We start from the raw sequence: 20,198 nt of genomic DNA on the forward strand, positions 1-20,198 counted from the left end.
TAGGTCGGGATAGGACTGTATGAACTTCGAAGAGACGAAGTTTTGGATCTCCGGGCTTTTCCCCGGAGAACCTGAGGTCGGCGAGTATGTGACGGAGCTGCCGGCCAGTGGTCGGCACGGGCAGGAACACGATTCGGCACCGCTTCGGGTCGCTGAGTTCTCGCTTTACGACGAGCCGGAGTGCCAAGCGAACGAGCGTCGTCCGGAAACGGCAGCCGCCACGGTGGAGTTGGGTCGCAACTACTGTGGCCTGACCGGCGCAGCGGAGACCGATATCCGGGTGGAGCTTTTCGCCGTCGCTTACGCTGGTTTTCCCGTGGCCACCATGGTCGCGGCCGCGGGAGCGCTGGTGGAGGAAGAGCCGGAGTTCCTGTCGCCAATTCCGGGCCGTGTCATCCCGAATGCGATTCGGGTAGCGGCCAATCAGGCGGCTGGGGTAGGGGAGTCGTCGTCAAGCACGGCCTTTACCGTGGCACACGTGCTGTGCACGGTGCCGTATGTGTGGAGCGACGGGGTGCCAAATGTGTCTGAGATGCCGGGCAAGATCAGCCTGCATGAGGGCGATGTGGAGTCGCCGCAGGGACGCATGACCACGATGACGCAACTGGTGCCAATTACGGATGCGGAGCTGGTGTTTTATGAGCAGCAGGGGCCGCAGGCGCTGATGCAGAAGTTGGCCGAAGTAGATGCTGACCTGCGGGATTGGTGCCGTGAGTCGGTTGTTTCCCAGGAGGGTTCGAACTAGCCGATCCGGGGTGGAAGGTAGGCTGAGCACGTGGCTCTGTATAGGAAGTATCGTCCGGCATCGTTCGCCGAAGTGGTGGGGCAGCGGCACGTAACTGACCCGCTGTCGGCGGCGTTGGAATCTCGGGATGCGCAGGGGCGTCCCAACCGCATTAACCATGCGTATTTGTTCTCCGGGCCGCGTGGCTGTGGCAAGACCTCGTCGGCGCGCATTATGGCGCGCAGTTTGAACTGTGCGGAGGGGCCGACGGCCACACCGTGTGGCCAGTGTGCGTCGTGTCGTGCGCTAGCGCCGGGCGGTCCGGGCAATTTGGACGTTATTGAGCTGGACGCGGCTTCCCACAATGGTGTGGAAGATATGCGTGAGCTGCGGGAAAAGGCTATCTTCCAGCCGGCGGAGTCGCGCTATCGCATCTTCATTATTGACGAGGCGCATATGATTACCGCTTCGGGTTTCAATGCGCTGTTGAAGATTGTGGAGGAGCCGCCGGAGCACCTCATCTTCATTTTTGCGACCACGGAGCCGGAGCGTGTGCTGCCGACGATTCGCTCCCGTACGCATCACTACCCGTTCCGGTTGCTGACTCCGCCGGATATGCGCGGGTTGCTTGAACGTGTGGTGACGGCCGAGGGCGTGCAGGTGGACCCGGACGTGTATCCGCTGGTCATCCAGGCCGGTGGTGGTTCGCCGCGTGATTCGCTGTCGATTATGGATCAGTTGATCGCTGGCGCTGGCACCGATGGCGTGGATTATGAAACTTCTGCGGCCATTCTCGGTGTCACTGACAGCGTGATTATCACGGATGCGATCGAGGCGCTGGCAGCTGGTGATCGCGCGGCCATGTTTAGTGTGGTCGGGCGTGTGATTATGTCGGGTCAGGATCCGGCTCGGTTTGCCTCGGATCTCCTTGGTCGGGTGCGTGATTTGCTGGTGCTCTCGGCGGTGCCGAATGCGCTGGAGCAGGGTCTTGTGGAGATTCCGGAGAGCCAAATCGACGGTGTCCTGGAGCAGGCCGGGACAATTCCCCCGGCGACGCTGACGCGCTTCACGCAGGTGCTCTCTGATGGTCTGCGGCACTTCCGCGGCGTGACGTCGCCGCGTTTGCTGCTCGAGGTTCTCTGTGCGCGCATGCTCCTGCCCGCTACCGAAGATTCGGTGGAGTCGCTGCTGCAGCGCGTAGAAGCATTGGAGCACGGCAGGCCCGCGCTTGCCGACGGCTCGGGGGCCGCAACCCCCGCAGCGGCACCGGTGTCTTCCGATGCGGGTGCGGCTGAAGCGTCGCCGATGCAGTCTGGCCAGTCGGCTCGGGAGGCGTGGCGCCAGCGGAATGCCCAGCGTAAGAAGGGTGCGCAGTCGGCTTCGGTCACTCAGCGCGGACGTACTGAGCAGGCAGCGCCAGCGCAGGCACCGTCGCAACCTCAGCCCCAGCCGGGACCGCAGCCTAAGGTTCAGTCGGAACCCGTTGAGCAGCAATCGGCACCAGCGGCAGCGGTGTCGCAGGAGTCGGTAACTGAGCCGAAGCCTGCACCAGAAGCACCTACTGCGCCCGCTGAGCAGCCTGAACAGCCTACGCAGGCTACGCCGGCCGAATCAGTTGAGCAGCCTCAGCAGGCTGAACAACCGCAGCAGCCTGAATCGGCTGAGCAGCCGCTGTCCGAGGAAGAGGCTCAGGCAGAGAAGATTCGTGAGTTCCGTCGGAAGATGGCGGAGCATGCCCGGATTAGCGAGCAGCAGACTCGGGCGCAGCTTGCACAGGAGCGTGAGCAGCAGACTCGTGAGCGTGAGGGGGAAGGCGGCTCCATGTCGATTGTCGAGGAGGAGCCAGTTGTCTCTTCCTCGCCAACACACTCTGAACAGCTAACCCAGCCGACTCAGGCCGCACAGTCTGAACAACCAGCCCAGCCCGAGCAATCAGCCGAGTCGGCACGGCCAACTCAGGCCGCCCAGCCCGAGCAGCCTGAACAGCCAACGCAGACTACTCAGTCGCCAGAATCGCAGCCGGAACCGCAGGTTCAGCCAGCACCAGAGCCAGCACCGCAACCGGAACCAACACCACAGCCGGAGCCCGAACCTGCACCCGCCGGTATCGAGCAAATCCGCGAGCGCTGGCAGGACATCCTTGCAGCTGTTGACGGCCCGCACGCGTTCCCCATTCGCGTGCTGGCTGAACAGGCAGTGCCACTCGATGTCGAAAACGATACGCTCATCATCGGCCACAGCACAGGAGCGCTCGCTACCAGGCTCAATACGCCTGATTACGAACAGGCACTGTCTGCTGCCGTAAAGCAGGTGACGGGTTTCAACGGCCAGGTGCACTGTGTCGTCGGTACGCGCCCGCGCGCACCGCGTTCAACAGCTACAGGTGGCGTTGCTGGGGAGGATGATTCGTCGTCAAGAGGTTCGTCCTCGCCGAACGACACCGCCCCTGCACCGACACCAGCAGCATCGGCACAGCCGAAAGCACCCGAGCCCGAGAAGCCGACGCAACCGGAACCGCAGGCGCAGCCAGAGCCCGCACCGCGCCCTCAGCGGTCGTCGGCCTACGCATCTGTTGCGGAACGCCGCGCAAAAATCGAGGCTGCCAAGCGTGCTGCGATGGGTCACCAGGCAGGTCACGACCAGCCAGCGCAGCCACATCAGCAAAGCCAGCCAAGCCAACCGACTCAGCCGAACCCGAACCCGGTCCATCAACAGCCGCAACAGCAGCCAAACCAGCCGCAGCCGCAGTCGTTCCTGCGCGCGGCGCAAGTCAATGCCCAGGCAAATGCCCAAGCTCAGGCCAATCAGGATTCGGGCTTCGGCGGCGTCCCGCTGCCACCAGAGCCCATGGAGGAGTTCGCTCCGCCAGAGGGCGCAGAGGGCGCAGGGGGCTACGGTTCGCGCACCCCGTCCAACGCCAACACCACCTACAACCCGGTTTCCCAAAACCTGCAGGACAACAACTACGAAGAGGACACCTCCGAGTATTTCGAGGCCGCGAACGAGGTCGGGTCGCTCGATCACCGTTCGCTAAAGGACGTGGTCATGGAGATGCTGGAAAAGGAGCTGGGAGCCAAACCGCTAGAAGACCGCTAGAGCCGTTAGAATGGGGCGGCGATGCGCGTCGTAAAGCAAGGGCGATGAGCCTTTAAGCGTGCGCGTAACTATAAATCAGCACGTAAAAAGCACAATAGTTAGGAAAGTTAGTTATGACTCAGCCAGATATGAACGCAATTCTGCAGCAGGCACAGCAGATGCAGGCGCAGCTGCAGGCAGCACAGCAGGAGATCGTCGCCTCCACCATCGTCGGTGAGGCCGGTGGCGGTCTGGTCAAGGTGACTATGCAGGGCTCGGGCGAGGTCACGGACATCGCCATTGATCCGAAGGTCGTAGACCCGGAGGATGTCGACGGGCTGCAGGACCTGGTCCTCGCAGCTTTCCAGGACGCTATCGCTAAGGTGCAGTCGCTGGCAGAGCAGAAGATGGGCCCGCTGTCCCAGGGCTTCGACGGTCTCGGTGGCCTCGGTTTCTAAATTAGCTTTTCAGACCAGTAATTGTAGGTAATTATCATTGTTCGAGGGACCACTCCAAGATCTCATTGATGAGTTCTCGCGCCTGCCGGGCATCGGCCCGAAGTCAGCTCAGCGTATCGCTTTCTACTTGATGAAGGCGGAGCCGGAGGACATCGGGCGACTCCAATCCGCGCTGGGGCGGGTGCGCGAGGGTGTGCAATTCTGCCGGGTCTGCGGCAACATCTCGGAAAGCGACGTGTGCCAGTACTGCTCGGACACACGCCGCGACCGTGGTCTGGTGTGCGTCGTTGAAGAGGCGCGCGATATCCAGGCCATCGAGCGCACGGGGGAGTACAACGGTCGCTACCACGTGCTCGGCGGGGCGCTCGATCCGCTCGGCGGCATCGGTCCGAACGAGCTCAATATCCGCACGCTGCTGCAACGTATCGCCGGCGTGCTTGACGACGTCGACGAGACCGAGCCCCCCGAAATCCACGAGGTCATCATCGCGACTGACCCCAACACCGAGGGCGAAGCAACCGCGACCTATTTGGCCCGGCTGCTCCGGGACTTCCCGGATCTCGAGGTCACTCGGTTGGCCTCCGGCATGCCGCTCGGCGGTGACTTGGAGTTCGTCGATGAACTCACCTTGTCCCGCGCGCTGACGGGCCGGCTGAAGGTCTAGGCCCGCCAACCGGCCGCTGACCAGTCAGCTCGGCCGGTCGCGCGAAACCACAAAAACTAGCGCTCGCTCTTCGGACGCGGCTTGGACAGGATGCGCTCTTCGCGCAGCTTATCCACGACCTCAAGGTCCAGAGGAGCCAGGCTCGACAGGTCCTGGTCGGTCGCGCGGGCCAGCATCAGGTCGGCCAGCTGCGGATTGCGGGCCAACACAGGTCCGTGCAGGTAGGTACAGATAATCGAGCCCTGCACCGCGCCCTCGACGCCACCGGCGGGGTTAAGTGCAGCAACGTCTACTCCCGGAGCAATCCCGGAGTCCGCCTGCTCTACCTCAGGGCCGGAGTTGCCCACGCCACGGACAACCCGACCAAGCGGCTTCGCATCGGCTCCCAGGGTCGTGCGACCCATGTGGTTTTCGAAGCCAGTCAGCGGGCTGGCGTCGACGTCGTCAAGCAAACCGTTCGTGGGATCGACGAGCGTGCAGATTTCGCCGATTGCGCGCGTGGGCAGCGAATCGGTGGTGCAGTCGACAAGACCGAGACCTGCGACGTCGCGTCCGCCCGCGCGGAAAGAATTGCCGAAGATCTGGAAGCCTGCGCAAATTGCGAGGATCTGCTTGCCGGCATCGGCTGCCTTTTTGATGCCGCCGTCGTTAATCAGGTGCTCCACCGCGATGGTCTGCGCGACGTCCTCGCCGCCGCCGACGGTGTAAATATCCAGGTTGGTGGGGACGGCGTCGCCCAGCTTGATCGGGACAATCTCGGCGTCAATCCCACGCATCCGCGCGCGTTGTCGCAGCACCAGCGCATTTCCATCATCGCCGTAGGTGCCCAGCACGTCCGGGAGGATCAGACCGATAGACAGCTCGCTCATTTACTTTTCCTCCTGTGCTCGTTCGATGTCGCGCTTCAGATCGCGGAAGGCGGTGTAGTTCGCCAGCACCTCAACTCGGGTGACGCTTGACGACGACCCCCGCGCTTCACACGACCGGATCGCCTGCAGCGGATTTGCGACCAACCTCGCATCAATGCCCGCATACAGCAACCGCACCGCGAGGTCAGTTCCGCGTTCGCCCGCGGATAACACATCCATGCCGTCGAAGTCTTCGAAGCGGACATCCCATAGCCAGGACAGGTCCTCGCCGTCGGCGACGTGACCGTTGACCGCGATGACCACTGCATCCGCAGTGCGATCGACCATGGACAGCGCCTCTTGCCAGCCGGCTGGGTTCTTGGCCAGCAGCATGCGCACGTGCTTCTCGGCGCCCTTGTCATCCCGCACAACCATGGTGGAGTAGCGGCCTGCAACGTTGTCGACGGTCTCGGTGGCCCGGAGGGATTTCTCCAGGTCCGCGCCCATATCGACAGCGCCCGCGATTGCCAAGGTGGCGTTGCCGCGGTTGGCGTTGCCCGGCAGTGTGAGGTTCATCGGCAGGGTGTCGCCAGCAGGCGTGATGACTCCCTCCGCAGTGATGCGGTAGTCCGGCTCTGGGCGCTTGAACTCCGAGCCGTCCGGGAGTGGCTTCACGGCATACCAGTCGTGGCCGTCCTGGATGATAGGGCCGCCGGTGCGCGGGGAGGAGGTGGCATCGTTGGTCCAGCCGCCGCCCGCGGAGACCCAAATAACCTTCTTGGCATCCCACGCAGCCGATGCGATGAGTGGGTCGTCGCAGTTGGCGATGACCGTCGCCTGCGGGTTAGCGTCCACCGCAGCGCGGAGTGTGGCCTCAATCTTGTTGATCTCGCCGACGCGGTCGAGCTGGTCGCGAGAAAGGTTCAGCAGCACCAGAATCTGCGGTTTCAGATCCTCTGCGATGTGTGGGACGTGCAGCTCATCGACTTCCAGGACCAGGCTGTCCGCATCGGGAGTGGCGAGCAGCGCGGAGATGATGCCCGCGTCCATGTTGTCGCCGCCTTCGTTGGTGGCCACGTTGTGGCCAGCGGCGCGCATGGCGGCCGCGAACATGCGGGTGGTGGTGGACTTGCCGTTGGTGCCAGTGATGATCGCGGCCGGGCGTCCCTTGCCGAGGGAGGCCAGAATGCGCGGGTCAATCTTTTGCGCAATCAGGCCACCGATCATGCCGCCCGCGCCGCGACCGGACTTCCGAGAAGCCCAGGTGGCGGCGTGAGCGGCGGATGTAGCGAACCGTGCGCGCAGGCGGGCGCCGGTGCCGCGCAGGCCACGAGAACTATTCGAGTCGCGGGAGCCACTCGACGCAGTACCGTGCGGGCTGGCATCCGCGCTATCAGCGGAATGCGATTGCGGAGAGGTGCCATTTGTCATGTGTGTAAATATTACGCGCACGAAAGGGCTAGGCCTAAGAAGCAGGCCTGTGAGATCTGATGGAGATCTGCTCGTGGCGAGTTTGAAGTCTTCTTAGGACATTCTGGAGACCCGATTGTTGAGGATGGTGCGAGCAGGTTGGTTTTCGGGAGGTAGGCGGTCATGCGGCGGAAGAAAGGCAGGAAGGAAAGAGATTGTCGAGGTGAGAAAGCGTATTTGAGGAAGCACATACAAGCCCTGAATCAAAAAGGAGTTGTTCTGATTCAGTCGTTGCCCTATACTCTCCACTAGGAGACAAGGGGGAAGAAGAATGGCTAGCACAGAAAGCAACTTCTTCGGTGCGCGCTTGCGTCAGATGCGCACAGATCGTGGCATGACCACACGTGATTTGGCTGACGCCACTGATGGTGTGGTGTCGCAATCTGCAGTTAGTCGCCTGGAAAATGGCAAGGCGGCTTACTCGCTTGAGCAGGTTATGGCGCTTTCATGGGCTCTTGGTGTGCCTCTGGATGAACTTGTGGAGGAAAACTCGGTTAGCCAGCGTGTGCAGGCGGTGGCCCGCACTTCACAGGATGACGCGAGTGTTAAGGAAGCGCAGAAGATGCTTTTGCCCTACCTGCAGCTTCGAGTGCTGCTAACTCAAAATTAAGGAGGGCTCCCCATGTGCAGTGCGAGCAAGGAGGGGCTCGACCTTGCTAAAGGGTTCCGCAAGAAGCACGGCCTAGGAAATGATCCAATCGCTGACATCACTGACTTTATGCAGTTGGTTGATGCAGATTTTATGATTCTGGATTTGCCAGCCAATGTTGATGCACTTGCTTTGCGTGACCCTGTGACGAGAGCGACGGTCATTGGAATTGCGCAGTCATCCGTTCCTTATCGTCAGCGGTTTACCGTTGCGCATGAAATTGGGCATTTTATTTCCGATGATTTCGAGTCGTCGAGAATAGTTGCAGATGATGAGTCCCCTGAGCCTGGAATATACGTCTGCGGCAAGCGTGATCATCAGGAAGTTCGTGCTGATACCTTTGCTCGTAATGTGCTCTGCCCAACTGATGGACTGAAAAAGGACCAAAAACTCGGTGAGCTTATCGGTGGCGGTGACGTCCTTGCTGCGTTGTCCCATGTCGTTCGCAAGTATCAAATTTCGCCAGGGGTGGCACTTATTCAGATGAGGCACGCTGACCTCATTAGCGAAAAACAGTCAGACGAACTCAAAGGAGTATCAGCCCCCACTCTGGCTGCCCGGTATGGCTGGAAAGCCGACTACGACCGTGCGGTAAAGGTCTCCGCACTGGCGCAACCATCGGCGCGGTTGGTGAAAGACGTCTATCGCGCTTACGAACAGGGGATAGTCGACCTTCCGAGCATCGCTTTTGCTGAAATGAGCAGTGTCGACGAGGTGAAAGAACAGATAAGTGCATTGCAGTCACAGTTACAGCCATTGATGCATGATGTGAATGCACAGGATCAGGACGTGGCTGACACAGAAGCAAATCCCTTCGCGGAACTGGACGCTTTCTTCGGCAATGGTCCCGATAGTTCAGAAAGCACCCAATAAACGATGGCCGGTCACCTCTTAGTAGCTGATACAAGCGTAATTCTTAATTTCGTGTGTTCGAAGAATCACCAGTATTTGCTCGACTTCGCAGGCAATAAAACCATCAGCATTCCGGGCGCAGTCAAAAATGAAGTCGAACGCAAGTTGGCTAAACGGCGCTTTGCCTGCGGCAAGGGACACTGGGATTGGTTTCTGGGGCAACCGAATGTCGAAGTGCTCGACGATGACTACAAAAAGCTTTATCCATATGTTCGTCTTTATTCCGGTCCTGGCTTTACCTTTCAAGAGGGCAAAGCTAAACACCTGGGGGAGTACATTGCTATCGCCCATTGTCTTTATGTGAAGGATCAGGATAACGGCGTAGCCACTGCGCTCATCATGGACGACGGTGATGCCTGTGAGCTGGCGCGGAAGCAAAAAGCTGGATACGTATTTAATACCGAGCACGTGCTATTGCAATGTGTGAAGTTGGGATCTATCGGTTCGCGTGGGCAAGCCAAGAATATTTGGAAAAATCTCCAGAAATTTGATGTCCTAGTCAATTTTGAGCACACCAAACTGAATGGCAAGAGCCTATATAAAAGGACGCCGAAAAAAGATGAATCCTGACATCACTCTCCACCCTGACATCACCTTCTACTACGACCGCGATTGTGGGTTCTGCGAGGCAAGTGTGACCCTTCTAGCCAAACTCAGTCGTGTCCGCATGATTGGTCCCAGCCCCGAAGACCAGTCTTTGCCAGCGGAAGTTCGGCAACACATCTCAGCTGAGGCGGTCGCCATGATTCCAGCCGAAGCGGCAGTCGTCGAACCTGGTGTTAAAAGTGCTCGCAAATTTTGGTATGGCCACGAGGCGATAGGCATCGCCCTGCGTGAGGGTGGCACCAAGACACTATTCCGATGTGCGGGTACACTTCTGCTTTTCCCGCCACTAACAAAACTGTGGAGCTCTATCTATAAGGTTGTCGCTTCCAACCGTCACAAAATCAGTGCGGTCCTGGGGCTTAAAGCCTGCAAACTAGACTCCGCAAGGTGACCATCCGGCAGGACCGTTGCCCCAGTGCCACTGCAACTACGCAATGAGTAGTCACCGAGTCAGTCGTTAGTCTCATCCTTCACGGCGTCCGGCGACATCTCTCCGACCAGCCGCAAAAACGCCTCATCGGAAACGATCGGAATGTCCTTCCGGTGGGCATGCATGGCCTTGCCCGTCAGCTGATCCGGCGTCACATCCGCCGGCCGGTTGCACACCAGCACCGACGACTCCCGAGTGACCTTCTCCGAGTACGCCAACCCAGCCCGCACACCCGCCGCGATCAGCTCATCCGGGTCCAGCGACACCTCTGGTGCCACGACGAACTCCATGCCCGTCGCGAGCTTCCGCCCCGGCGTATAACGGCCGGGGTTCTCCACGGGGCGCGGCGCTTCCATCGCGTCGACACGCACTGTCGAGCGCTGCAGGCCCACAATGTCCTCGCGCAGCTGGTCGGGCGTGTACATGTTCAGGGTTGTACCCTCGTCGAGCCCGCCCTGTGCGCGGAAGAGCGCAAGCGTGGTGGTGACGTCATCCAACGTCCGCACCCGCTCGGGCACCGAGATGCCAGCAATCGATGCCTCGGGCGAAGGCACATCGAGGCCGTAGGCGCGCGCGACGGCGCGCAGGCGAGCGTCGTCAAGCCGTTTGCCCTGGCGACGCGCCGTTTCCAACGTATCGGCAATCCGTGCGGGCGCCGGAATCCGCGCGACGCGAGTGCGCGTACGACGACGCCCCCGCTTATTCCGCGCGGACCGCTCACGATTCGCTTGACGACGGGCCCTCTTGGCCTCGGCAACTATAAAACCCCAGACCAGCGGCGCATTATGAGCAACCAACGTGCGTCCATCGAGCGCGTGCGCGAGCTTGGCCTGGATCACCCCGAATTTCGGAGCCCCCTCGAAGTCCGCGGGCTCGAGGCCGTGGAGGTGTGTCGGGCCGGGATCTTCGGTGGGATTGATGACGACATGCCAGGTGTCCACGATGTTGCCGCTGCTGTCGGCGGTGGATACTCCCAGACTGACCAGCCGAGACGTCTTGGGGTGGATGCCCGTGGCCTGGATGGACACGATTGCGTAAGGAGCTTCCTCCGCCGACGAGAACTGTTTGTGCTCGTCAGCGGCCTTTGTTGCGGCGGTCTCGGCTGTGGCCGGTGTGGGTGTGCCAGCGGTACTCGCGCCGGTTGCGGTTGCGCCGGTAATAGCCGCGCTGGTCGTGGCCGCGTCGGTGGTGGTTGAGGCCGGCGTAGCTGCGTTGGTCGTGGCTGCGTCCGTTGTGGTGGAAGCCGGTGCTGTTGGTGGTGTTTTCGCGCCCGCTGCCGACGCGCGTTGAGAACGGCGACGATTCCGCCGCCGCCTCTTCGTCTGAGAAGAGGTCCCAGTCGCTTTGCGCTCCTCGCGCGCCGATTCAGTCATGCCTCAAGACTAGCGGGTGCGCTCACCCGCGGAGAAAGTGACTAGGTTTATGACACTTTGAGCACAAAATTTGCCACGAAAGTGTCATAAACCTAGTCAGTAACTTGGGCACTAGCTCGGCCTCAAGCTCAGAAGGACCGTGGGGCACGGTCACACGGGTCCCGTAAACCACGCAAACTACAAAAACCACGCAAGGCCCAAAAGTTTTCCCCCGACTGGGTGCTCAGCCGAAAAGGAATGGAACCGCGAGGGCAATTTCCGCGCCTTATTAAATAGGGGCCACAAAACAGTGCCACAAGCCAAGGCAACGAAATAGAGCCACAAAACAGCGCCACAAAAATAGGGACGAAATAACTACCACGGGGCAACAGCCACAGGACAACAACCACGGGGCGGGGGAGAAATGGTCAACAAGAAACGCAAGCAACTGGTGGCGGACCAGTTTGGAATCATTAGGCCGGATGACCAGCCGGGGAATGGATACCGCGAGGTCGCAAGGCAAGCGCGAGCTGGTTATCTGGAGCGGCTTTGCCGAGGTCACTATGTAGTCGCGCACGCCTGGGAGGGGCTCCACCGCGAGAAACGCCTGGCTATTACTGCTTTGGCGGTGGTCTCCGAGACGTCGTCAGGCGTCATTTCGGGAGCTGCAGCGCTGGCCTTGCACGGTTCGTGGGTGCTGGTGCGCGATGCGAAGATTGTGGTCGTGGGCGGGAGTCAGGAGTTCCACGGCATCGACTATTGCATGCGCTTGCGCTCGGAGATCCATCTGGATCACACGCAGGGGCTCGCGGACCGGCGGGTCGCGGTGCTCGCGCGTGCGGCCTTCGATGAGTGTCGCGTCCGGTTCAGGCAGAAGGGGCCGGAGTCCGTGTCGTGGCGGGCGGCGGTGTTGGCTGTCGAAGGTGCGCTGCGGCATGGCGCCACGCGCGATCAGCTTGAGGAGCTCCCGGTGCATTATCCCAGCGTGCGGGGCCAAGAGCTGTTTCACCGTGCGCTCGCGGTCTGTCATGGTCGTTGCGAAACGCCCGGTGAGGCGCTGACTAAAGCCGCTCTTCTCGAACTCGGCCTGAAATTCCACGAGCAAGCCGAAATCTGGACTTGCGGCACCAGCCACGATCCGCCGCACTTTCTCGCCCGCGTGGATTTTTATATCCCTGACCTGCTGCTTGTCGTGGAGTTCGATGGCCACATCAAGTATTCGGCGAGCGAGGTCGCGCCGACGCCCGAGGCTCAGTCCGAGCTGCTCACGCGGGAGACTTACCGCGAGCGTTCGCTGCGCGCGACGGGGCTGGATGTCGCGCGGGTGGTGTGGAAAGAGGTGGAATTGCACGCAGTTCGCTTATCGACGCTCCGTTCAATCCTCATCGAGCGCGAACGCGTGGTAGCCGCAGGTGGGGTGACTTTTCGTGCGGATGTGCGCAATGCCGGCCCGTTGATTGGGTAGCGGGGCCGAGGGGCCGCTGGATAGTTTGCCCCAAAAAGAAACTGACTAGGTTTATGACACTTTGAGCACAAATTTTGCCACGAAAGTGTCATAAACCTAGTCAGTAACTATGTGGAGTTTAAGCCAGTGCGCGGTTGACCGCGCTGGTGACTGCCTTCAGCGATGCGTAGGTGATGGAACCAGCGATGCCGGAGCCCCAGACCTTGGTGCCGTTGACATCTGCGAGGACGTAGGCCGCAGCCTCGGCGTCGTCACCTGCGGTGCGAGCGTGCTGGACGTATTCCTGAACCTCGACGTTGATGCCGAGCTTCTCCAGGGCGTTGGCGTAAGCGGCCAGCGGGCCGTTGCCGACACCCTCGACGGTCTGCTCCTTGCCCTCGTAGACGATGTGAGCCTTGATCTTGGTGGCGTCCGACTCGTTCTGAGGGGCATCGACAGTCAGGGCAATCTGCTCGAGCGGAACCTCGCGGTCCAGGTACTCACCTGCGAAGATGTCCCAAATCGCCTTGGAGTTGACCTCGCCGCCCTCGGCATCGGTGACTGCCTGCACAACGGACGAGAACTCGACCTGCATGGAGCGCGGCAGGTTCATGCCGTGGTCCGTCTTCATGATGTAGGCCACGCCGCCCTTGCCGGACTGGGAGTTCACGCGAATAACGGCCTCGTAAGAACGACCGACGTCCTTCGGGTCGATAGGCAGGTAAGGAACTTCCCAGGTCACCGCGCGCAGGTCCTCGTCGGAAAGCTCCTTGACGGCAGCGCCCGGGCGGACCTTGTCTGCCATTGCGTCGAGGCCCTTGTTCACGGCGTCCTGGTGGGAACCGGAGAAAGCGGTGAAGACCAGGTCGCCGCCGTACGGGTGGCGCTCCGGAACGCGCAGCTGGTTGCAGTACTCGACGGTGCGGCGGATCATATCGATGTCGGAAAAGTCGATTTGCGGGTCGACTCCCTGGGTCAGCATGTTCAGGCCCAGGGTGACCAGGCAGACGTTACCGGTGCGCTCGCCGTTGCCGAAGAGGCAGCCCTCGATGCGGTCGGCGCCGGCCATGTAGCCCAGCTCGGCGGTGGCGATGCCGGTACCGCGGTCGTTGTGCGGGTGCAGCGACAGGATGATGGAGTCGCGGCGGTTGAGGTTGCGGTGCATCCACTCGATGGAGTCTGCGTAGACGTTCGGAGTGATCATCTCCACGGTCGACGGCAGGTTGATGATGATTGGGTTCTCCGGCGTCGGGTCGATGACATCAACCACGGCGTCGACAACTTCCTTGGCGTACTCAACCTCGGTGCCGGTGTAGGACTCCGGCGAGTACTCCCAACGCCAGTTGGTGTCCGGGTAGTCCTTCGCGATGGTCTTAATCAGCTCTGCGGCGTCGGTGGCAATCTTCTTGATTGCGTCCTTGTCCTTACGGAACACAACATCGCGCTGCAGGATCGAGGTGGAGTTGTAGAAGTGAACGATGACGTTCTTAGCGCCGGCACATGCCTCGAAGGTGCGGCGAATCAGGTGCTCGCGAGCCTGAACCAGAACCTGGATGGTGACGTCGTCCGGAATCATGTTCTTCTCAATGATCTCGCGCACGAAGTTGTAATCGGTTTGGGAAGCGGACGGGAATCCGACCTCAATTTCCTTATAGCCCATCTGGACCAGCAGCTCGAACATGCGGCGCTTGCGCTCCGGGCTCATTGGGTCAATCAGCGCCTGGTTGCCATCGCGCAGGTCGACGGCACACCAAACCGGTGCCTTAGTAATGCGCTTGTCCGGCCAGGTGCGGTCCTTCAGCTGGAAGTCCTGAACTTCCTGGTCGTAAGGCAGGTAGCGGTTGGTTGCCATCTGGGAGTTGCGCTGCTTATTCCAAGCAGGCTGTCCTTCCGGAATCTCGCCAGCAGGAGTGGAGATTACAGAAGGAGCGGAAATAAAAGCGTCGGAAGGAGACATGTTGTGGGCCTTTCTAATTCGGACTTTTCTTGTAGGCCGGCACAACTAACCCCGCGACGGGGAGCCGGCCTTAAACCCAAGCCCCGCCGCGGCATAGAAGCAGTAGTCCGCGTTGCATGTGATGTACCTTACCCCGTTGGTTATATGAATTTCATCATTCGGGGGTTTTAGTGGGGGAAGTATGCGCGGGTTTCTGTGCCGTAAGAGTTCTGCGTCGTTAGGGGCTGTGCGGTGGGGCTCCGTGCAGTGAAAGGCGTTGCCGACGGCCCGCACCCAACTCACCCCGCCCAGTGCGCCCACTCACCCCGCCCAGTGCGCCCACTCATCCCGCCCATCGATAGTTCTAAAGCTAGGACCAATGTATTTAGCGGGGTAAAGATGATAGCGTCCTTAAGGTGCAAACTAGCTGGTCTATTCTGAAGCGAGACTTGCGCCGTCTCCGCAATAGCCCAAGAGTGTGGGTGATTATCATCGGCGTGATGATTACCCCTGCCTTGTATTCCTGGTTCAACATCCCGGGCTTCTGGGATCCGTATGAGCACACCGAGAACATCGGCGTGGCAATTGTGAATGAGGACAAGGGCGCGAGTTCCTCGGTTACCGGAAGTCTCAATATCGGTAACCAGGTGGTCAAACAACTAAAAGAAAATCATGAACTGGGCTGGCAGTTCCCCGATGCCGAGAAGGCAGACCGAGATCTAAAGCGCGGCAAGGTCTATGCCGAAATCACCATTCCGCCGAATTTCTCGCAGGAAATGGTCGATCTGATCCAAGGGCAGGGGCATCCAGCAAAACTGACCTACCGCGCTAACCAGAAGATCAACGCAATCTCGCCGCACATCACGGCGCAGGGCGCGTCCGGCATTGATGGCCAGATCTCCGCGTCCTTTAATAAGGAGATCGCGAAGGCGGTCACCGAGCAGGTCAAGGAAGCTGGCGATCTGCTGCAGGGTCGGTTCGATGCGGCCCGTCTCAATTCCGCTGATGCTTTCCAGGATGTTGCTGATGCGGTTGCCAATAGCCGCGATGAAGTCGGCGCTATCCAGGAGCAGATTGGCGATCTGCAGCCGACGATTGCGCAGATTAAGAAGACTCTTGGCAGCGTAGATACGGCCCTCGACGATGCCCAGGATGCGTTGACGCAGGTGCAGGCGATTACTGGTGAGCTCAACAACGAGGTCCTGAATTTCTCCGCGGATCTCAACGACGCCTACCTACAGGGCAGTACCGCCCTGGTAGAGGGCACCGGTAACGCCAATGCCGCGATTGGCGCGATGACCGGCAATCTGCAGGGCGCAATTTCCCGTTCGGATTCCGCGACGGCTGCGGCGGAGGACATCGTCAACCAGGCGGATCAGGTCATTGGTGGGCTGAACTCGCTGCTGGATGCCAGCCCGCTCAACGGCCCGGATAAACAGGCAATCCAGCGCACAATCGATGCGCTCGACGAGAGCAACGCCACCAATAAAGAGCTGGTGGAGGGCCTGAAGAATGTCTCCGGCTCGGCGCAGGGAACTCTCGACTCCCTCAACGCCACCAGCGAGGCGTTGGCGCAGGCCACTAAGGACGGCAAGGCTGCCTCGGATCAGATCCGCCAGGCGTCCAAGGACGCACTCCCGCAGTTGAGCAGGGCCCTTAATCAGCTCAACGCGCGCGTGGGTTCGTACGCGGCGGCGCTTGGCGCGCAAAAGGACACCGTCCGGGAAACGTCCGCGCTTCTCGACGCTACGAGTGGGCAGCTTTCCGCTGCGACTCAGGTCCTCGAGAGCTTCAAGGCTGACCTTGATGGCGTACGCGATGGCCTGGAAACCGCGCGTCTCGATGTTCTTACCCTGGGTACCACCGAAGAGCGCGAAGCCATGAACATGGTCAATGACCTCGACCCCGAGGGAATTTCGCAGTTCCTGAGCGATCCGGCCGAGATCCAGACTGAGGCCGTGTTCCCGGTGGATCACTACGGCTCGGGTATGGCGGCGCTGTTTACCAACCTGTCGTTGTGGATTGGTGCGTTCATCCTGATTGTGATTTTCCGCGTGGAAGTTGATGCGGAAGGTTTCAAGGAAATCACGGTCGGCCAGGCGTACATGGGCCGTACCTTGCTACTGGGCATCATCGCTATTTTCCAGGCGCTGATTGTCTCCATTGGTGACATTGTCATTGGTGTGCAGAATGTCAGTGCGGTTGCGTTCGTTCTCACCTGTGTCGTGGTGGAGTTGTGTTATCTCGCCATTATTTACAGTATGGTGGCGGCATTTGGGCACGTGGGACGCGGTATCGCCGTGGTGCTCGCGTTTATTCAGATCCCTGGTGCCGCCGGTCTCTATCCAATTGAGATGACACCGGACTTCTTCCAGGCACTGAATCCGTTCTTGCCGTTGACCTACGGTATTGATGCTCTCCGCGAGACAATTGGTGGTTTTTACTCCAATTACTACCTGAAGAACATGCTCACCCTAATGGTCATGGCAGCGATCGCCTACGTGGTCGGCTACTGGCTGCGTCGCAGTCTGTCCTCGGTCAACGTCTTGGTTAACCACCAGCTTGAAGAGGGCGGTCTGGTCAACAACGAAGAAGTCCACCTGGTCGGTAGTGGGTACAAGCTCAGTGACCTGGTCTTCGCGCTGCGCAACCGCGAGGAGTACCAGACGCGAGTCGATGAGCGGATGGAGAACCTGCGTGGCAGCTACACGCTGTTCATGCGCATTGCCATTGGTGTCGCAGTGGTCGCCCTGGTGGTACTGGGTATTCTGGCCCGCAACTACCCGGATCAGAAGGCCCTGTTCTTCGGTCTAGCCTGCCTGTTCGTACTGCTCTGCCTCGCTTACATCGCGGTGCGCGAGTACGTCAAGCAGTCTGTGATTCACGCCCAGGAGCTCAGCGAGCTGTCGGAGGAAGAGCTGCGCGCCTACATGGAGCACCAGACTTCCCATCCGCATGCGTACTCGTTGGAAAATGCTGGCGATACGTTTGAGCCACAGACGAAGGTGTCGTCGGCAAGCGTGAAGACTTCCCCAGAAGGTGAAGCCTAATGAGAAACGTTCTTGAAATTGTGCGGAACGACTTTCGGGTGATCCGCCAGAACACGATGACCGGCATCATGGTTTTCGGTCTGGTGCTGATTCCGCTGCTGTTCACCTGCTTTAACGTGCTGGCCAGCTGGGAGCCGTTTGAGAACACCGAAAAGCTGAAGATTGCGGTCGCCAGTAATGACCGCGGTCATCGCACGGATATCGGTGCGATTGACCTCAACTTGGGCAATGAGGTGCTGTCGAAGCTGAGCCGTAATCACGACATTGACTGGCGGATTACGGATTCCAATGACGCCATCGATGGCACCAAGTCCGGTGACTACTACGCGGCAATCGTGCTTCCGGAGAACTTCAGTACCGAACTGATGACCTTCTACGTCCGCGGTACCAAGGCGCCGAAGCTGACGCTCTATACGAATGAGAAGAAGAACGCGCTGTCGTCGATCATTACGGGCAAGGGCGCGAGTGGCGTTATTCAGGAGATCGATAAGAACTTCACGCAGGTCGTCGCCAGCGTTGGTTTGGGCGCAATCACCTCGCTGGATGAGTACCTGGACACCTCCGACTCCAAGCAGGCGCTGACGCGCGTGCAAAACCGCGTTGATGACACCGCCGCGCGACTGCGCTCTGGCGCGCAGACTGCTCGTTCGCTGTCCACGCTGGTGGAGACCACCGTGCCGCTGGTGGAGACCGCGGATTCCATCTTGGAAAACGCTGGTGCGCGGATGGATATTCTGCGCAACGGTTCCGGTGACGGCAACGTCGCCGGCGATCTGGAGGCCGCGGTCGGCAATGTTCGCGGCTCGGTTAGCACGGCGCTCGGCGCAACGCAGGCGAGCTATGAAGGCGTGCGCGATCGGGTCAACGAGCTTGTCGACGGCAGCCAGGCCACCAGCGGCGCTGCCGCGGATACCTTTGATGCGATGGCGGCCAAGTTCGGCCAGCAGGCCGATGGTCTGACTGCGATGCGCGACCACCTGGAAGACACTGTTGGGGCAGTGGTTCCGGGTATCGCGAAGCCGGGCTATGACCATGCAATCTCCGACTTGAACACCTCGATCGCTCGCACCCGTGGGCTGCAGGAGAGTTTCTCTGCCGTGGCAGCGGATTTGCGTGGTGGTCGGGATACGGGATCGTCGATAAGCCAGGCGAAGGACGCTTTCACGGCTGCGATTGCCGCTGTGGAAAATGCCAAGAACTCCTACGAGCAGAACCTGCGTCCGCAAATCGACGCGCTGTCGGAGCCGGTGTCGCGACTGAGCAATGACATCGAGGTCATTGGCGAGGACATTCGTGGCATCCGCGGTACGCTTTCTGGCTCGCCGGTGGATACGCTGCGTAGGACCAGCGCTGCCACGATGGGCTTGAGCAACCGCTTTGATGATCTGGCCGCTCGTTTCGACGAGATCCACAACGCGCTGGAAGAGGCGAAGGACACCGGTGATCTCTCGCGCATTGCCGCGGCCATCGGTGACGACCCCAGTGCCCTGGCAGCGCAGTTGGCCGCGCCGGTGCAGGTCGAGGAAGACCCCGTCTTCCCAGTCAAGAGCTTCGGTGCGGGCATGGCGCCGTTCTATGCGACGCTCGCACTGTGGATCGGTGCGCTGCTGTCGTCGGTGCTGATTCGCACCACGGTGCGTAGCCGCGGCGCTCAGAAGGTCGGCGATGAGGTCGGTGCTGATGAGGTCGAGGCCGCGGTCGATGAGGCGCAGAGCGATGCAGCCGCTGAGGTCGGCGATGATGCTGACGCCGAGGCCGTCGAGCCCAGCGACCAGCAAATTAACGCTGCCCAGACCGATGACTACACCCGCGTCGAGAAGTACTTCGGCCGGTTCGCCACCTTCGCCACCGTTGGCTTGGTTCAGGCCACGCTGATGGTGTTGGGACTCCAGGTGTACGTGGACGTCGATCCCGCACACCGATTCCTGATGCTGCTGGCCGGCTGGATGATCTCGCTGGTGTTCATGATGATCGTCTTCTCGTTCGTCTTCACCTTCGACAACGCCGGCAAGGCCATCTGCGTGCTGTTGCTGGTGATGCAGGTCTCGGCCGCAGGTGGCGCGTATCCGCTGCCTCTGGTGCCACAGTGGGTCCAGAACATTAGCCCGTGGCTGCCGGGTACCTACGCGATTGACATGTTCCGCAGCTCCATCGCCGGTATTTACGAGGCCGACTACTGGAAGCTGATGTTCATGTTGGCGCTGTTCATCATCCCGTCGCTGATCCTGGCACTGGGCCTCCAGCGCATCTTTGAAAAGGGAATCAACGGCATCAAGGACGCAATCGGGGAGACGAAGGTGATGGCCACCTCGTAAGGGGGCCTAATCCTCCGCCTCGTCGCTCTCGCGCTCGGCCTCCGGTTCGCCCTTGCCATCGCGCGAGAGCTTCCGCAGCCACCAAATCAGCAGCGCAATGATCACCGCCGCTGCCGCCAGGATGGCCCACATCCACCACTGCCACTGCGAACCGCTGCCGTCAAACACGGATTCCTCGTCAGGATCCATTGGCACCTGGTGCCCCGTCACCAGCAGGCGGTGCGTGTTAATGCGGCTCTTCCGTTTTTAGAGTGCGTTGATCTTC

General features: G+C 60.4%; 15 protein-coding genes and 1 pseudogene. 11 read left to right on the plus strand and 5 right to left on the minus strand.

Features of this window, described 5'->3' with window-relative positions:
- Window positions 1-19: 19 nt before the first annotated feature.
- From HMPREF2614_RS00085 to recR, 4 genes are all read left to right on the plus strand, one after another.
- Window positions 20-745, plus strand: a complete 726-nt coding sequence (locus HMPREF2614_RS00085) for a suppressor of fused domain protein (RefSeq protein WP_070559686.1) — start codon at window positions 20-22, stop codon at window positions 743-745.
- A gap of 30 nt (window positions 746-775) precedes the next feature.
- Window positions 776-3,820, plus strand: a complete 3,045-nt coding sequence (locus tag HMPREF2614_RS00090; protein WP_070559688.1) for a DNA polymerase III subunit gamma and tau — start codon at window positions 776-778, stop codon at window positions 3,818-3,820.
- A gap of 113 nt (window positions 3,821-3,933) precedes the next feature.
- Complete coding sequence (locus tag HMPREF2614_RS00095; protein ID WP_070559690.1) at window positions 3,934-4,257, plus strand: YbaB/EbfC family nucleoid-associated protein; 324 nt, start codon at window positions 3,934-3,936, stop codon at window positions 4,255-4,257.
- Window positions 4,258-4,294: 37 nt separating this feature from the next.
- On the plus strand, window positions 4,295-4,921 hold the full coding sequence (gene recR, locus HMPREF2614_RS00100) for a recombination mediator RecR (protein WP_038627355.1): 627 nt from the start codon (window positions 4,295-4,297) through the stop codon (window positions 4,919-4,921).
- Window positions 4,922-4,977: 56 nt separating this feature from the next.
- On the opposite strand, the gene HMPREF2614_RS00105 is transcribed toward recR, so the two are convergent.
- Both HMPREF2614_RS00105 and HMPREF2614_RS00110 read right to left on the minus strand, forming a co-directional pair.
- The gene (locus HMPREF2614_RS00105; RefSeq protein ID WP_070559692.1) at window positions 4,978-5,790 is read right to left on the minus strand and encodes a type 1 glutamine amidotransferase; all 813 of its coding nucleotides are present in this window, start codon (window positions 5,788-5,790) and stop codon (window positions 4,978-4,980) included.
- Window positions 5,791-7,200 carry a MurT ligase domain-containing protein gene (locus HMPREF2614_RS00110; RefSeq protein WP_236658464.1) on the minus strand — a complete coding sequence of 470 codons (1,410 nt, stop codon included), beginning with the start codon at window positions 7,198-7,200 and terminating at the stop codon, window positions 5,791-5,793.
- A gap of 310 nt (window positions 7,201-7,510) precedes the next feature.
- On the opposite strand from HMPREF2614_RS00110, the gene HMPREF2614_RS00115 reads away from it, so the two are divergent.
- The 4 genes from HMPREF2614_RS00115 to HMPREF2614_RS00130 are packed head-to-tail and all read left to right on the plus strand — an operon-like array spanning window position 7,511 to window position 9,797.
- A complete protein-coding gene (locus HMPREF2614_RS00115; RefSeq protein ID WP_070559694.1) occupies window positions 7,511-7,849 on the plus strand; it encodes a helix-turn-helix domain-containing protein in 339 nt (112 codons plus the stop codon).
- Between the two features lie 12 nt (window positions 7,850-7,861).
- A complete protein-coding gene (locus tag HMPREF2614_RS00120) occupies window positions 7,862-8,761 on the plus strand; it encodes an ImmA/IrrE family metallo-endopeptidase (RefSeq protein ID WP_070559696.1) in 900 nt (299 codons plus the stop codon).
- A 51-nt stretch (window positions 8,762-8,812) separates the two neighbouring features.
- Window positions 8,813-9,370, plus strand: coding sequence for a PIN domain-containing protein (locus HMPREF2614_RS10985; RefSeq protein ID WP_141745451.1), 558 nt, complete (start codon window positions 8,813-8,815; stop codon window positions 9,368-9,370).
- A complete protein-coding gene (locus HMPREF2614_RS00130; protein WP_070559701.1) occupies window positions 9,360-9,797 on the plus strand; it encodes a DCC1-like thiol-disulfide oxidoreductase family protein in 438 nt (145 codons plus the stop codon). The genes HMPREF2614_RS10985 and HMPREF2614_RS00130 overlap by 11 nt, the downstream gene beginning before the upstream one ends.
- 59 nt (window positions 9,798-9,856) lie before the next feature.
- Here HMPREF2614_RS00130 and HMPREF2614_RS00135 read toward each other — a convergent pair whose 3' ends face one another.
- A complete protein-coding gene (locus tag HMPREF2614_RS00135) occupies window positions 9,857-11,209 on the minus strand; it encodes an exonuclease domain-containing protein (protein ID WP_201812579.1) in 1,353 nt (450 codons plus the stop codon).
- Between the two features lie 403 nt (window positions 11,210-11,612).
- Here HMPREF2614_RS00135 and HMPREF2614_RS00140 point away from each other — a divergent pair, with 403 nt between their 5' ends.
- Window positions 11,613-12,653, plus strand: a complete 1,041-nt coding sequence (locus HMPREF2614_RS00140) for a hypothetical protein (protein ID WP_070559702.1) — start codon at window positions 11,613-11,615, stop codon at window positions 12,651-12,653.
- A 118-nt stretch (window positions 12,654-12,771) separates the two neighbouring features.
- On the opposite strand, the gene leuA is transcribed toward HMPREF2614_RS00140, so the two are convergent.
- Window positions 12,772-14,589, minus strand: coding sequence for a 2-isopropylmalate synthase (gene leuA / locus HMPREF2614_RS00145; RefSeq protein WP_070559704.1), 1,818 nt, complete (start codon window positions 14,587-14,589; stop codon window positions 12,772-12,774).
- Between the two features lie 395 nt (window positions 14,590-14,984).
- On the opposite strand from leuA, the gene HMPREF2614_RS00150 reads away from it, so the two are divergent.
- Window positions 14,985-17,618, plus strand: coding sequence for a YhgE/Pip domain-containing protein (locus tag HMPREF2614_RS00150; protein WP_070559706.1), 2,634 nt, complete (start codon window positions 14,985-14,987; stop codon window positions 17,616-17,618).
- Window positions 17,618-19,933 (plus strand): YhgE/Pip domain-containing protein, encoded by a 2,316-nt coding sequence (locus HMPREF2614_RS00155; protein WP_049181440.1) that lies wholly within the window; start codon window positions 17,618-17,620, stop codon window positions 19,931-19,933. Before HMPREF2614_RS00150 ends, HMPREF2614_RS00155 begins: the two co-directional genes overlap by 1 nt.
- Window positions 19,934-19,939: 6 nt before the next feature.
- Here HMPREF2614_RS00155 and HMPREF2614_RS00160 read toward each other — a convergent pair.
- Window positions 19,940-20,164: pseudogene (locus tag HMPREF2614_RS00160) on the minus strand (class C sortase); the annotation flags it as partial.
- Window positions 20,165-20,198: the final 34 nt, after the last annotated feature.

It is taken from the genome of Corynebacterium sp. HMSC074C11 (genome assembly GCF_001809455.1).
Lineage (GTDB): Bacteria > Actinomycetota > Actinomycetes > Mycobacteriales > Mycobacteriaceae > Corynebacterium > Corynebacterium amycolatum.